The sequence below is a fragment of the Vibrio marisflavi CECT 7928 genome, from assembly GCF_921294215.1.
Classification (GTDB): Bacteria; Pseudomonadota; Gammaproteobacteria; order Enterobacterales; family Vibrionaceae; genus Vibrio; species Vibrio marisflavi.
The window spans coordinates 925,193-938,935 of the sequence record NZ_CAKLDM010000001.1 but is presented as its reverse complement, the minus strand read 5'-3'; the positions used below and the strand labels follow the sequence as shown (position 1 = coordinate 938,935).

15 protein-coding genes are annotated in these 13,743 nt (G+C 41.2%); 6 read left to right on the top strand and 9 right to left on the bottom strand.

The window, feature by feature from the left end; genetic code table 11:
• Positions 1 to 159: 159 nt before the first annotated feature.
• Entirely contained in the window at positions 160 to 696 is a 537-nt protein-coding gene (locus tag L7A31_RS04210) for a cytochrome b/b6 domain-containing protein (protein WP_237360248.1), read from the bottom strand.
• Positions 697 to 863: 167 nt separating this feature from the next.
• On the opposite strand from L7A31_RS04210, the gene L7A31_RS04205 reads away from it, so the two are divergent.
• Positions 864 to 1,250 carry a cytochrome b562 gene (locus tag L7A31_RS04205; RefSeq protein ID WP_237360247.1) on the top strand — a complete coding sequence of 129 codons (387 nt, stop codon included), beginning with the start codon at positions 864 to 866 and terminating at the stop codon, positions 1,248 to 1,250.
• Between the two features lie 62 nt (positions 1,251 to 1,312).
• Here L7A31_RS04205 and gloA2 read toward each other — a convergent pair whose 3' ends face one another.
• Positions 1,313 to 1,696 carry an SMU1112c/YaeR family gloxylase I-like metalloprotein gene (gene gloA2 / locus L7A31_RS04200; RefSeq protein ID WP_237360246.1) on the bottom strand — a complete coding sequence of 128 codons (384 nt, stop codon included), beginning with the start codon at positions 1,694 to 1,696 and terminating at the stop codon, positions 1,313 to 1,315.
• Positions 1,697 to 1,698: 2 nt separating this feature from the next.
• Positions 1,699 to 2,637: a LysR family transcriptional regulator gene (locus L7A31_RS04195; protein ID WP_237360245.1), complete on the bottom strand. Its 939-nt coding sequence runs from the start codon at positions 2,635 to 2,637 to the stop codon at positions 1,699 to 1,701.
• Between the two features lie 322 nt (positions 2,638 to 2,959).
• On the opposite strand from L7A31_RS04195, the gene L7A31_RS04190 reads away from it, so the two are divergent.
• Together L7A31_RS04190 and tdh are read left to right on the top strand one after the other, a co-directional pair.
• Positions 2,960 to 4,156, top strand: a complete 1,197-nt coding sequence (locus L7A31_RS04190) for a glycine C-acetyltransferase (RefSeq protein WP_237360244.1) — start codon at positions 2,960 to 2,962, stop codon at positions 4,154 to 4,156.
• Complete coding sequence (tdh, locus tag L7A31_RS04185; protein ID WP_237360243.1) at positions 4,156 to 5,187, top strand: L-threonine 3-dehydrogenase; 1,032 nt, start codon at positions 4,156 to 4,158, stop codon at positions 5,185 to 5,187. The genes L7A31_RS04190 and tdh overlap by 1 nt, the downstream gene beginning before the upstream one ends.
• 109 nt (positions 5,188 to 5,296) lie before the next feature.
• Here tdh and L7A31_RS04180 read toward each other — a convergent pair whose 3' ends face one another.
• The 5 genes from L7A31_RS04180 to L7A31_RS04160 all read right to left on the bottom strand — a co-directional run bounded on the left by L7A31_RS04180 (position 5,297) and on the right by L7A31_RS04160 (position 9,616).
• Entirely contained in the window at positions 5,297 to 5,914 is a 618-nt protein-coding gene (locus L7A31_RS04180; protein ID WP_237360242.1) for a hypothetical protein, read from the bottom strand.
• Positions 5,877 to 6,191, bottom strand: coding sequence for a hypothetical protein (locus L7A31_RS04175; RefSeq protein WP_237360241.1), 315 nt, complete (start codon positions 6,189 to 6,191; stop codon positions 5,877 to 5,879). Before L7A31_RS04175 ends, L7A31_RS04180 begins: the two co-directional genes overlap by 38 nt.
• A 492-nt stretch (positions 6,192 to 6,683) precedes the next feature.
• On the bottom strand, positions 6,684 to 7,247 hold the full coding sequence (locus L7A31_RS04170) for a hypothetical protein (RefSeq protein ID WP_237360240.1): 564 nt from the start codon (positions 7,245 to 7,247) through the stop codon (positions 6,684 to 6,686).
• A 386-nt stretch (positions 7,248 to 7,633) separates the two neighbouring features.
• Positions 7,634 to 8,527, bottom strand: a complete 894-nt coding sequence (locus L7A31_RS04165) for a cation diffusion facilitator family transporter (RefSeq protein WP_237360239.1) — start codon at positions 8,525 to 8,527, stop codon at positions 7,634 to 7,636.
• A gap of 210 nt (positions 8,528 to 8,737) precedes the next feature.
• Complete coding sequence (locus L7A31_RS04160) at positions 8,738 to 9,616, bottom strand: LysR family transcriptional regulator (protein WP_237360238.1); 879 nt, start codon at positions 9,614 to 9,616, stop codon at positions 8,738 to 8,740.
• Between the two features lie 125 nt (positions 9,617 to 9,741).
• Here L7A31_RS04160 and L7A31_RS04155 point away from each other — a divergent pair, with 125 nt between their 5' ends.
• Positions 9,742 to 10,326 carry a class I SAM-dependent DNA methyltransferase gene (locus L7A31_RS04155; protein WP_237360237.1) on the top strand — a complete coding sequence of 195 codons (585 nt, stop codon included), beginning with the start codon at positions 9,742 to 9,744 and terminating at the stop codon, positions 10,324 to 10,326.
• A 52-nt stretch (positions 10,327 to 10,378) separates the two neighbouring features.
• Here L7A31_RS04155 and L7A31_RS04150 read toward each other — a convergent pair whose 3' ends face one another.
• Positions 10,379 to 12,355: an acetoacetate--CoA ligase gene (locus tag L7A31_RS04150; RefSeq protein ID WP_237360236.1), complete on the bottom strand. Its 1,977-nt coding sequence runs from the start codon at positions 12,353 to 12,355 to the stop codon at positions 10,379 to 10,381.
• 253 nt (positions 12,356 to 12,608) lie between these two features.
• Here L7A31_RS04150 and phhA point away from each other — a divergent pair, with 253 nt between their 5' ends.
• Together phhA and L7A31_RS04140 are read left to right on the top strand one after the other, a co-directional pair.
• Entirely contained in the window at positions 12,609 to 13,403 is a 795-nt protein-coding gene (phhA, locus tag L7A31_RS04145; protein WP_237360235.1) for a phenylalanine 4-monooxygenase, read from the top strand.
• A complete protein-coding gene (locus L7A31_RS04140; RefSeq protein ID WP_237360234.1) occupies positions 13,393 to 13,728 on the top strand; it encodes a 4a-hydroxytetrahydrobiopterin dehydratase in 336 nt (111 codons plus the stop codon). The genes phhA and L7A31_RS04140 overlap by 11 nt, the downstream gene beginning before the upstream one ends.
• Positions 13,729 to 13,743: the final 15 nt, after the last annotated feature.

Sequence of the window (13,743 nt, the reverse complement as noted above, 5' to 3'; positions counted from 1 at the left end):
GAAGTTTGTATTGGCTTCATATATCGAGCTTTTCCATATCTTCCAGTAGTGTATGTTTGAACCAGAGCGTCAGTGATTAGAGCGTCAATATGCATGATGGGCCTCCACAAATTTCAACGTTTCACGAGCTAATTTAAATCCGTTACGGTTACAGTTTGGTTAAACTTTATTCAGCGATTTGTCAGTTTTTCTTTGCCACAGTGTCATGCCTGATAGGTATGGCTTTTTGGTTAATTTTGTCATCAGGATTATTGCACTTACGTGGATTCCTACTGCGATCATAGTCAAATTTGCCAACACTTCGTGAACGCTTTCGAATATGTCTTTGGCACCAAACAAGTTTTGTTCAATTGACCATCCAGTGAAGGCAGTGCCGAGTAATAAAGTCCACATTAGCCAGATCATTATTGCCCCAGCAGGGTTGTGGCCGACATGGTCATCTTTTTTGGTGGAAAAGACTTCTTTGACGTGAGATATAGCTGAAGGAATAGAGGGTTTGAAAGCACTTAGCCTAGAAGGTGAACGTGCGATTAGGCCCCACATCAGCCGTACAACCACTGCAGCCGCGACGCCATAACCTACCCATTGGTGGATCAGGCTGCCTTCCTCCGTCAAAAAATAGTTGCTTAAGAAAAGTACTGCTACTGTCCAGTGTGTTAGTTTGACGAGAATATCCCATTTGTGTACTTGAGCCATTGGTTGCCTCTCCTTACTTGTATTGTTCTGTACAAGGTAAATGAGAAAACTTAAGGAAGACTTAAGAGTGGGTTCGAATATAACTAGTAACAGTTTTTTAGTCTCTCTGCCAAATGATTTGAAGTTAGACTAGCCGCTTCTGTCAATTAACATGGACTGTACCGAAGATGAAAAAATTCACTTTTTTGCTATTTACGCTGATCATGTCGTTTGCTGTTCAAGCACAAGAGGTTGACCTTTCTGCGACTATGAAAAAAATGAAGTTTGAGTTTAAGCAAGCAGCTCAAGCAAAGAGCATTGGTGAAATGAAACTACCCGTTGAGAATTTGCGTGAGCTAATTGTGGTAAGCGAATCTGGAAACTATCCGAAAGAAAAACAAGCACTTTACTTAGAAGGTTTTGCAAAGCTTAGCTTAGCGTTAGATAAAGTGCAGTCAAACATTGATGACAATGATTTTGCTGGTGCACAGTCGGCACTTAGGCAAGTGGACGAGCTTCGAGTGGATTACCATAAACGTCGCAACCCGAGTATTTGGCAGAAGATTTTTGGCTAAACTAGGTAAAAGAATGTGCCCATTTAGAGTGGGCACAAGTTTTAGCTGATACCAATGCTTTGTTATTGACCATAGATTTCCAATGGCAGCCCATCAGGGTCTTTAAAAAAAGTAAAAGATTTACCAGTAAACTCATCGATACGAATTGGCTCCACTTCTAAGCCTTTATCCTCTAGTTCAGTTTTTGTTTTCTCTACATCTTTAACTTGTAGAGCTAAGTGCCTCAATCCTTGAGCTTCGGGAGAACTAGGGCGAGCAGGTGGGTTTGGGAAGCTAAATAGCTCGATTTGCGAGCCATCGGGTAGGGCGAGGTCAAGTTTGTAAGAATTGCGCTCGGCTCGAAAGTTTTCCGCAATTATTTTGAAACCTAATACTTGGGTGTAGAAATGCTTAGACTTTTGGTAGTCAGAACAAATGATCGCGACATGGTGGATACGTTCAAACATGATTATCCTTGCGTAGTTAGAGTAGTGAATTGATTGGTTAACTGCTGGTGCATGTAATCGATAAAAACCCTTAATCTGGCTGGCATGTACTTGGTTTGAGCGTATTGCATAGCAACGCCACCATGGTAGTTGCTCTTGATGGTCCAATCGGGCAAGACTCTAACTACCGTCTTATCCTTCAGTGACTCAGTCACAACAAAATCATGAAAAATACCGATCCCAAGACCTTCTTTTACACCTTGTAAACGCATTTGTGATTGGTTAACTGCAAAGCATCCGGATACGACCACAGTATGAAACTCATCGTCTTTCAGAAAGTCCCACGTATTGTCGTTAGATGTTTCGCCAAGGTATAGGCAATCATGTTCGACAAGATCAATAGGGCGAGAAGGAGTTCCACGCAGTTTTAGATAGTCTGGGCTCGCACATAATACTAAATCTGTTTTGCCAATTTCTTTCAATACCAAGTTTTCATCTGGTTTATCTGTCAGCTTAAAAGCTATATCGATATCTTCTTTGAGTACATGAATATCGCCGTCAACAGCTCTTACTTTTAACGATATTTCTGGGTAAAGGCGTAAGAAAGGGGTGATTAGAGGCTGCAAAACCGAATGAAGAAAGGCCTCCGGTGCGGCGATAGAAATGGTGCCCGATGGCTCGGTATGATCCTGTTTGGATACTTCGATAGCTTGCTGCGCAGCGTTGAGCATGATATTTGCCTGGTCATACACTCTTTGTCCGGCTTGAGTGATGTTCAGCTTGCGAGTAGTACGTTCGAGTAACTTTACTGAGAGGGCATTTTCTAATCGGGTGATCAGTTTGCTTAAAGCAGATGGCGTGACGTCCAACTTTTTTGCAGCTGCGGTAAAGCTACCTTCATTGACAACTAAGATAAAGCTTGCCAAATCGGGTAGCAGCGAAACCAATTTAGTATTGGGCATAAATGTCACCTGAAGCTATAAAGTAAGGTTATGATTATCTCTGTATTGACGGCTAGAACCATCAATATTTAAAAATGTGACGTAAATCCATTCAGTCGTACAAGTGTGGGGTTTTATTTTTTGAGCTTAAGTTTCTGTAATTTATGGATATAAATGCCATTATGTAAAACCGATTCATTTGTGCCTAGCATTCATTAATGTTTTTCCATCTTAAGGGATAATGCCACAAACTAGATTCGATTACACTAGGTCCAAATAAACCCTACCTGTGACCTTTGGCAGAGCCTGATGTCCACAGATTACAATAAGCAAGGAATTGAGTATGTCATCTTCATTCTATGAGCAAATTCAAAATCAAATCGAAGAAGTGAAAGCAGAAGGTTTGTACAAATCTGAGCGTGTGATTACCTCTCAGCAGCAAGCGAGCGTATCTATCTCTACAGGCCAAGAAGTACTGAACTTTTGCGCAAATAACTACTTAGGTTTGGCAAACCACCCAGAACTTATCGAAGCTGGTAAGAAAGGGATGGAAGAGCATGGATTTGGCATGGCTTCAGTACGTTTTATCTGTGGTACTCAAGATATTCATAAAGAGCTTGAGCAAAAGCTTTCTAAGTTCTTAGGTAAAGAAGATACGATTCTTTACACTTCTTGCTTTGACGCTAACACTGGCCTATTTGAAACCATCCTAGGCAAAGAAGATGCAATAATCTCTGATGCATTGAACCATGCTTCTATTATTGATGGCGTTCGCCTTTGTAAAGCAATGCGTTTCCGCTACTCGAACAACAACATGGAAGAGCTAGAGCAGCAACTTATTGCTGCAAAAGAAGCTGGCGCACGCAATACGCTAATCGTAACTGACGGCGTATTCTCAATGGATGGTGTTGTCGCTAACCTGCCTGCGATTTGTGATTTGGCTGACAAATATGGTGCGCTTGTGATGGTTGACGATTCACACGCTGTTGGCTTCATGGGTGAAACCGGTGCTGGTACGCATGAGTTCCACAATGTTGTTGACCGTATCGACATCATTACAGGTACGTTAGGCAAAGCAATGGGTGGTGCTTCAGGCGGTTACACTTCTGGTAAGAAAGAAGTGATCGACTGGCTACGTCAACGCTCTCGTCCATACCTATTCTCTAACTCAGTTGCTCCAGCAATTGTGAATGCGTCAATTCGTGTACTTGACTTGCTACAAGAAAGTGGCGACCTGCGTAAGCACTTATGGGAAAACGCGAACCACTTCCGTACCCGTATGACAAACGCTGGCTTCACAATGGCGGGTGCAGATCATGCGATTATTCCTATCATGTTAGGAGATGCAAAAGTTGCTGCAGAGTTCGCTGAACGTGCACTTGAAAAAGGCATTTACGTTATCGGCTTCTCTTTTCCAGTAGTGCCAAAAGGTCAAGCTCGTATCCGTACTCAAATGTCAGCAGCTCACAGCCGCGAGCAACTAGACAAAGCGATTGATGCGTTTATTGAAGTTGGTCGTGACATGGGGATTATCGACTAATGAAGATCAAAGCACTAGCGAAGTTAAAGCCTGAAGAAGGCATTTGGATGACAGAAGTGGACAAGCCTGAGCTTGGCCACAATGATCTGCTAATTAAGATTAAGAAGACAGCAATCTGCGGTACAGATGTTCACATCTACAACTGGGATGAATGGTCGCAAAACACAATTCCTGTTCCTATGGTAGTAGGGCATGAATATGTAGGTGAAGTGGTTGGGATTGGTCAAGAAGTACGTGGTTTCGAAATTGGTGATCGCGTTTCTGGTGAAGGCCATATCACTTGTGGGCACTGTCGTAACTGTCGCGGTGGTCGTACACACCTATGCCGCAACACAATTGGTGTTGGTGTAAACCGCACTGGTGCTTTTTCTGAATACTTAGTGATTCCAGCATTCAACGCATTCAAGATCCCAGAAGAGATTTCTGATGATCTTGCATCTATCTTCGACCCATTTGGTAATGCGGTTCACACAGCATTGTCTTTTGACCTTGTTGGTGAAGACGTTCTAATCACTGGTGCTGGCCCTATTGGTATTATGGCCGCGGCTGTTGCTAAGCATGTTGGTGCTCGCCATGTGGTCATTACAGATGTCAACGAATACCGACTAGACCTTGCTAGAGAAATGGGAGTGACTCGCGCAGTCAATGTGGCCAAGGAAAATATCGAAGAAGTGATGACCGAGCTTGGCATGACGGAAGGCTTCGATGTAGGTCTAGAAATGTCTGGTAACCAGTCAGCATTCGGCTCAATGCTAAAAGCGATGAACCACGGTGGTCGAATCGCACTGCTAGGTATTCCACCATCAGACATGGGCATAGACTGGAACCAAGTGATTTTCAAAGGCCTAGTTATCAAAGGTATCTATGGCCGCGAAATGTTCGAAACTTGGTACAAGATGGCAAGTTTGATCCAATCTGGCTTAGATCTCACGCCAATCATCACTCACCACTACAAAATTGACGACTTCCAAAAAGGCTTTGACGTCATGCGTAGCGGAGCTTCCGGCAAAGTTATCCTAGACTGGGAATAACAAAAAATACGCCCCTTTGATAGGGGCGTTATTGTATATAAAAAATGAGTCTTGGCTGGCTAAATCCGACGAACGCCGCCACTTTGTCGCCTTCGATTAAATAGCCAACTCAATGTCTAACATCAAAGCCAAAGTATGTTCGCCAATCTTCTTTCTGCCACTGTTCGTAAGCTGCTGTGAACGTTACTATTTCTTTATGGTCTTGTTTGGAAATATAGATGTGATTCGATTGATTATCGAAAGTAGCTGATGAATTTGCTATTACTCTTTGGAGCAAGTAGTTAATTACTTCGATAGATTTATTGAAACTTAACCAAGATGCATTGATAAGGTATAGGTGCTCATTTAGAAGGTGGTTCCCTATCTCTTTGTCTTTACTTAAGTAAATGTAAATGTTATCACAAACTCCAGCTGCTGCTTGAATTAGTTTAGCTATACGAATAAGATCTTTTACAGGCCAACTTTTTACAGAAATTGAGTTGTTGGGTAATGGCTTAGGCAGAAATACTTCTTTGTTTGCAACTGTGTTAGCCATGAATACAGTGTCTAGCGTATTTATAAGCTGTATTTGAGCGATTCCCATATTGGTTTTCCCTCCAGATATGCTTCGAATTACAGCATCTAGCTCCTGATCAGCTATAGCTTTTATTTTCTCAAGAGCATCTAAAGATCGGGATATATGCTTTTCCTTATAGGAGTCCTCTTCGCTTTTTTTTTTTCTCTTCAAGTCTATTATTTTCGTTAGTCTTAGCTTGATTGATTTGTTCAGCGGTTTGTTTAGTCGAGTGTATACGAGTAACCAAAACGCCTAGCGGTAAGGACAAAGCAAGTAAGCCTAAGGGAAGTTTGCTGATACTTAAGAACACTGCAAACCCTTGTTCAGAAAAAGTAAGATAGTAATCACGCCAAACACATAGACCAGTAAATACGAATAGATAAACAGGAATGAGTACTGAAATCCAAAACAACGCTTGTTTGTGTAAACCGAACTCGGGATCGAGCAAAAAAACCTCCGAAAAGGAACACTTATTCAATTTTGCAAACAAAGAGCCAATGGTTAAGAAAACAATGAGCCCTATAAAAACTAGGAGAAAGAGTGTGAGTATGAGAAGTTCCGTTTCGTTGTCTAATTTATTACGTTCATCTAAGAATCAGTTTCACTTTTTCTAAAAGGCAGCTAAAGCTATCGCCAGTTACATCATTGCAAATTCCTTTCATACTTGAACTGATATCCATCAGTTTTGAAGTGGCTTATTAGCAGTTCATTAAACTTTAGTACTTTCAAATGATCGTTATTAAAGCCTTAGTAAAGCCATCATATGCATATTGAATAGTGCTTATTATCAGAAGTTTTTATATCGTGATATGTTTTCTAAGCCGTTTAGCCTCGGGTGAACTAATTTATAAAAGAGGAGAAGCACTAATTTCTGTATCGAAAAATTAGCGCCTCTACATCTAAAGTATATAAACTATCGTCGTTGTGTGCGAGGCTATTGCTATAGGTCTGCGCTTGCTTTTTTCGCATTCTCCTTGCGAATGTGATCGTCGATCAACCCTTTCATCTTTTCTACATCAGATAAAGCTGGAGTATAAGTGTAGTACAGTGATGTTGACTGATCGGAACCAAAGCCAAAGGTATTTCGGTTTAGTACGATATCCACTTTTCCATCATGGTATTGGTAACTTTGATTAAACCCACTTCCACTGTGTTTTGCGTTTCCATATTTTGTATCCAATGCATCTTTAAACACCTTAAACGCACTTCCGGAGTCGGACCAAGTGACTGCTATTTTGTACAGCTTTTTCTCAGGAGTGAAACTTAGCCAAGCTTCTTTGACCGTTCCATATTTAGCGAACTTATCAAAGCTAACCACCTTCAACATAGGCAGGTTTGTATATCCTTTATAACCGTAATTATCATTGTACCCCCCTCCAGAGTCCTTAATTGTTTTCTCTGTGTTTGATAAAGACTGTACACCCAAATCAAGCCCTAGATATTCAGTTGCGTGTACAGTGGAAGATAAAAAGAATGTAGCTAGAATGGTTCCAAGTTTTTTCATCAATCAATCCTTTAAAATAATGCCTTGCCGGGATATGGCGTCTTACTGGCGAAAAAGTCGATTTAGCTTGATTTTATTTGTTATGAAAATCAACACATATGGTGTTGTTATGTGAATGCTGTAGTTATATAAAACTTGAAGTATATAGAAGGGTTGCATATCTACTATAGCCTCTAACTATTAGAGAGCGAAAACAAAGTGATGATGAAGAGTGTGATGTAATCTGTGTAGAAGTTTTAATAGAGTATAGTTGCGCATATTGCCAATTACTACAATCGAAAAACGCAACAAATCTGTCACTACGTTTGGCTGTTTTTTGGTGAGATTGTCTTAGATGGAGGGCAAGTAAAAAGCGCTTCAAGTGAAGCGCTTTTACATTTTAGGGATTAGCTTGCAATATTCATGGTTAGCTGAAGATCTAGCTTAATTTTTGATAACTTTCGTTTGATTGCGGAACGTGTTTTTTCTACCTCAGAGACAGCTAAGTTCTTGCTTGATGAATGAATATCGACATTGACTCTTAGTTCGCGTCCTACCTTCGTAACACCAGCTAGTTCAATGTGTTGTTCTGTTTCTTTGTTGGCATCAGCTAAACCTTTGTTGACAGTGCGGACTAAGTCTTTGCTCGGTGACATCATTAGTAGTTCTCTGAACGCTTCTTTGAGCATGTCGAAAGGGACTTTAATGAAGTAACCTGCCATCAATAACATCATTGCTGGGTCAGCATAGACTGAAAGGTGAGCCCAAGGAGATTTCGAAATTAGCCATGCTGCCACAAACCCTGTCATTACAACGAAGCTAAGTAACGTATCCATTTTCCATTGTTTCACTTCAGCTTCAATTAGTCCTGATGAATAGAGCTTACTTTTCTGCTTAATTGACCACCATACGTAGCCGCATGCCAATGTGCTCACAAAGCCAAAAAGAGTGGCTAAAGATGTATCAACGGGGCGACCACCGCTAAACATTGCGATAACTGCAGAGTATATTGAAGTGCCAACAACCACGAGAATAACGGCGCCTTTGATGGCAATCACCACAGGTTCAAGCATTGCTTTACCAAATGGGAAATGGTTTTTCGCTGGAGATTGAATATATCGAGCAGCCGCTAGTGACAATAATGTTAACAGTAGGCTGACCAATGAGTAAACACCGTCAAACATGATAACTATCGAGCTAGCGAGTAAACCTAAAACGAGTCCTCCGAATGCAAAGCCAGCTGCGCCAAGTGCTGAAAAAGTAAGGAGTCTTTTTTCGTTTAAGCTTGTTTTAGCACACATATAATCAACCATATTAGGAACACACTGTTATTGTTACGTATATGTAGAAATATACAAATGACATCTTGGTCTTTTAATGTGGGTATGTTGCTAAGATTGATTAATCTCTTTAAAAACAAAGGGATAAAAATATTACGGGTGTCAAATAAATTGACTGTGAGTGTTTTTTGAACGGTCTTATATTAAGAGGGAAAACTTGCCTAAATGCTTCTAAAAATCAAATAAAAATTCATTGAGTTTATCTGCAAGCCAAGTCATTCCGGGGTGCTCCTGCATACCCGATGCAGTAAACATGCAGTAGTCCTCTTGTGTTAGCCCATAGGTATGGCGAATAACTGCTAAGTTTTGTTGACGCAGATGATGGCGTATTAGTGGCTCCGGTAATACTCCCCATGCATCTTCCGTTAATATGGTGTTAAGCATATAGTCAAAGCTAGAAAAGCCTATGTATCGTGTCGAAAATGGTTGCAGCTCAGGGTTGTCTTTTTCATTTAGGTAAACCATCACTGCCTGCATTTCATCACGAAGGACTTCATCCGAGACTCTTCGCAGTTTGCACAAGGAATGTTCACCGCTGCAAACTGACATCATGCGAATTTTGCCGAGCGGGTTGTAGGTGATTTTTGGGTCGTCGACGCGTTCATAATCGACACCAAACGCAAAATCAACCTGTTGGGTCGCGACTAAGTTGGCGAGATCACCGGTAGAAGCTAGAACAATATTGAATGAAGTGGCTGGGAAGTTGTTATTTAGTCGGTGTGTTAAGTCTTGCCATAGCTCATCTGGTAGGGAGTCATCACGAGCAATCCAAACTTCTGCGTTGAACTCACCAGATACTTGTGAGCAGGTTTGTTTAATTCGGGCTGATGTGGCTAGTAAGTTCTCACAGTCTTTATAAATGGCTTTTCCAGCTTCAGATAAGGTTAATTTATTACCACTTCGTGCAAAAAGCTCAGTATCTAACTCTTTTTCTAATGCTTTTATAGCCATACTTAGTTTGGTTCGGTTACAATTGAGCTGCCGAGCAGCTTGAGAAACAGAACCGGTATCGGCAATTGTACAAAAGGCTTCGACTTGAGAAAGATTCATAATACGCTCTTAAATAGTGAGTACCTGAATAATAAACAAATTTTTCCAAATTGTCTTTTAAGGTGATATAACATTGATAGTCGCTTGGCATACAAACCAAGCAGAATGTAAATTGGGAGAGCATTATGGCGAGTGAATGGGATGACTACGCTGAAAAATGGGAGCTTGATGAATCGACTATACACTTTGCAGATCATGCATTTAAAGCGCTGAGCGAAGTTGTAGAGCTAACGGATTTAGAGGTGCTCGATTTTGGATGTGGCACAGGGTTGCTTAGTCAAAGGTTATCGCCGTTAGTAAAAAATATAGTTGCTTTGGATAGCTCTGAAGCAATGATCGAACAGCTAGACAAGAAGATGCTCATGAATGTTGAGCCAGTTGTAGATATGTTGACGCGAGGGCTTGTAGCTCAGCATCCAGCATTTCGTAAACAATTTGATTTAGTTGTCGCTTCGTCGGTTTGTGGTTTCTTAAAAAGCTTTTCAGAAGTTGCCGATATTATTTATGCCATTTTAGACGAAGGTTCGACATTTGTTCACTTTGATTGGTTGTTAGAAGATGGCGAGCAGGGTGTTGGAATGACACAAGCTAAGACCGAACAAGTATTGACTAGTGTTGGCTTTGAATCTGTTTCTGTAAGCGTTCCATTTGAAATAAAAACGCAAACAGGCGTGAAAAAAGTACTGATGGGTGTAGCTAAAAAAGCCTAATTGCCTGCTCCTAGAAGCTAGAGCTCTTGTTTTGCAAGAGCTCTTTGTTTTTTTAGGAGTGAATCAGCTTGGCTACTTCGTCTAGTAGCTCTGGATTGTCTATAGCACCAATGTTATTCACTGTTTGCCCATTTACCACTTGCTTGACAGCCAACTCGACGATTTTGCCAGATTTGGTTTTTGGTATATCACTAATCGCAAGGATCTTTGAAGGTACATGGCGCGGGCTGCACTGGTTTCGTAAGCGCTTTTTAATATCGCCAACTAACTCATCAGTTAAACTATGTTCGGGGTTAAGTTTTACAAATAAAACGATTTGTTCATCTCCGTTGACAAGCTGACCAACTGCAACTGAATCGAGGATTGAATCAATCTGGTTTACTTGTCGATAAATCTCACCTGTACCAATTCTTACGCCACCGGGGTTTAGAGTGGTATCACTTCGACCATAAAACACAAAGCCGCTTGTCTCGGTCTTCTTGACGTCATCACCATGGTGCCACGTATTTGGGTATTTGCCCCAATACGCGTTGTGATATTTTTCGCCGTCATCTTGCCAAAATCCTAGAGGTTGATTTGGAAAGCTGTTGAGGCATACAAGCTCTCCTCTTTGTTCAGCAACAGGCTCGCCCTCTTCGTTGAATGCAGAAACTTCTAACCCTAGGCCTGCAGATTGACACTCTCCTTTATAAACAGGAGATATCGGATTACCAAGAACGAAACAACCACATATATCAGTGCCGCCTGAGATAGAAGCTAGATGTAGATCAGCTTTGATATGTGAGTAAACAAATTCAAACTGCTCTGGGTAGAGCACTGAGCCAGTTGAGCAGAGTGTTCTCAGCTTTGGCAGATCGTAGTGTAAGCTGGGGCTAACTTGCTGCTTTTGTATGGCTTCAAGGTATTTTGCTGATGTGCCGAAAAGAGTGACATCTAATTCTTGTGCGACCTGCCATAATACACTGGGGATAGGGTGTACAGGGCTTCCGTCATAAATGACTAATGTTGCCCCACTTGCCAAAGAAGAAACATGCCAGTTCCACATCATCCAACCACATGTCGTGTAATACAGGACGTTATCACCGGGTTGTATGTCGCAGTGCAGTTGGTGTTCTTTTAAGTGATTCAAAATAGTTCCACCGACACTGTGTACAATGCATTTAGGTTTGCCAGTCGTGCCTGAAGAGTAGAGAACATAAAGTGGGTCGTTGAAGGCGACACGCTGGTAGCGAATCCCGCGCGGGATGTAGCTCGATAATATTGCTTCCCAATCTGAAAAGTTACTGTTTTTTGGTTCGCTTTGCTGGTTCTCTACTAGATATTCTATTTGACATATATTTCGAATACTTGGAATTGTGGAAACAATTTCAGAATTCTTGTCGTGCATTTCGAAAGTCTTGCCATTGAAATTATAGCCATTTACACAAAACAATATTTTTGGCTTCACTTGCCCAAACCGTTCGACGACGCTTTCTACGCCAAAGTCGGGTGAGGTTGAGGTCCAAATAGCACCGAGGCTGGTTGTTGCCAGCATGGCGATAACTGATTCGGGTATATAAGGTAAGTACCCCGCTACAACGTCACCTTTTTCGATACCATTTTGTTTTAGCCATTGCTGCATAAGTGACACTTGGTCGCAAAGCTTCTGCCAAGTTAATTGTCTACTTTGGCCACATTCATTTTTAAATTCGATGGCAATTTCATTGGGCTTTTGGAAAGCGTAGGAAAGCAGGTTTTCAGCATAGTTGAGTTGTGCTTGAGGAAACCATATCGTATCGCGGCTAGGGTAAAAATTTCCCCACTTCGCGATACCTTCTCCATGTATGCAATCTCCCATGAAACCGATGATGTCACAGTACTGCCAGACTTCTAGCCAGAAACGCTTTTTTTCTTTAACCGACCAATTGTGGAGAGAGTTGTAGTCTGAAATAGCCTCACCTTGCATATTTATATGCTTGATAAATTGGGTCAGGTTAGAGCTTTCTACGCGCTCTCGACTTGGGGTCCATATTGGTTCAGAGTGAGACATGATTGATTCAATTCCTATGCTTGCCGGCTAGTCGAAATCTTTAATAGCGTGATGTTATTTTAGGTTAAGTGTTGTTTCATTTTATAAGAAAGTCAAACTAAATAACCACCTTCATCTAGATGATATTTATAGGAAAAAGGTCTAATGTAAATATAATGTTACATGCGTAGGTTTTCGCAAATGTTCTCAGATATTGGCGCCATTAAATCAAAAAGATAGGCTTAAAGTATCAGAAGGGATTAGGAGAGTATTGATGACTCAATACCATTCCAAACCAGTCAATTTGCAAGGCTATGTTGATTGGGATGACGATGAAAATAGTATTTGGCACGATCTCGTCGATAGACAGCAGAAAGTAATACAGAATCGAGCCTGCCAAGCCTATCTTGATGGATTAGAAATGCTTAACCTACCAGTCGACCGTGTTCCACAGTTACCTGAAATTAATAGAGTTCTTGTCAAGGAAACTGGCTGGCGCGTTGAACCTGTAGCAGCTCTGATTAGCTTCGATAAATTTTTCGCATTGTTATCAGAACGCAAATTCCCAGTCGCTACTTTTTTGCGCTCGCGTGACGAGTTTGACTACTTACAGGAACCAGATTTTTTCCATGAAATTTTTGGCCATTGCGCCATGTTAACCAACCCAGACTTTGCATCTTTTACCCATACTTATGGCAAACTTGGTTTGAGTGCTGATGCGAAAAAGCGTGTTTACTTAGCTCGTCTGTATTGGTTTACGGTTGAGTTTGGTTTAGTAAAAGAAAATGGTCAGACAAAGATATACGGTGGAGGGATTCTCTCGTCACCTGGTGAAACAGTGTACTCCCTTGATAGTTGCACCCCGAAAAGAGCCGAATTTGATATACAAACTGTATTAAGAACACCATACCGAATTGATATTATGCAGCCCATCTACTATCTATTAAGTAACCTGAAAGAACTTTACCGACTGAGTCAGGTGAACTTAATTGAACAAGTAGAAGTGGCAATGAAGGCAGGGTTACTGCCACCACTATTTGAAGCAAAGGAAGTCACAAATGCTGAATGAATTGCAATGTGAGGCATGTAGTAAAGAGTCAGTCGCACTCTCAGAATCAGAAAGGCAATCGCTGATACTTGAGCTTAATGATTGGAAGATTTTTGATAGGGAAGGCATACCGCAGTTAGAGAAAGTGTACCGATTTAAAAATTACAAACTGGCGTGGAGTTTTTCAAACCAAGTCTCAGAATTAGCTGAGCAAGAGTTCCATCACCCGTCTATATTATTGGAGTGGGGTAAGGTAACGGTGACTTGGTGGAGTCATTCAATCAAAGGCTTACACAAGAATGATTTTATATGCGCTGCTAAATGTGATGAGTTTATAGAGAATTAAATAGCGCACATAGGT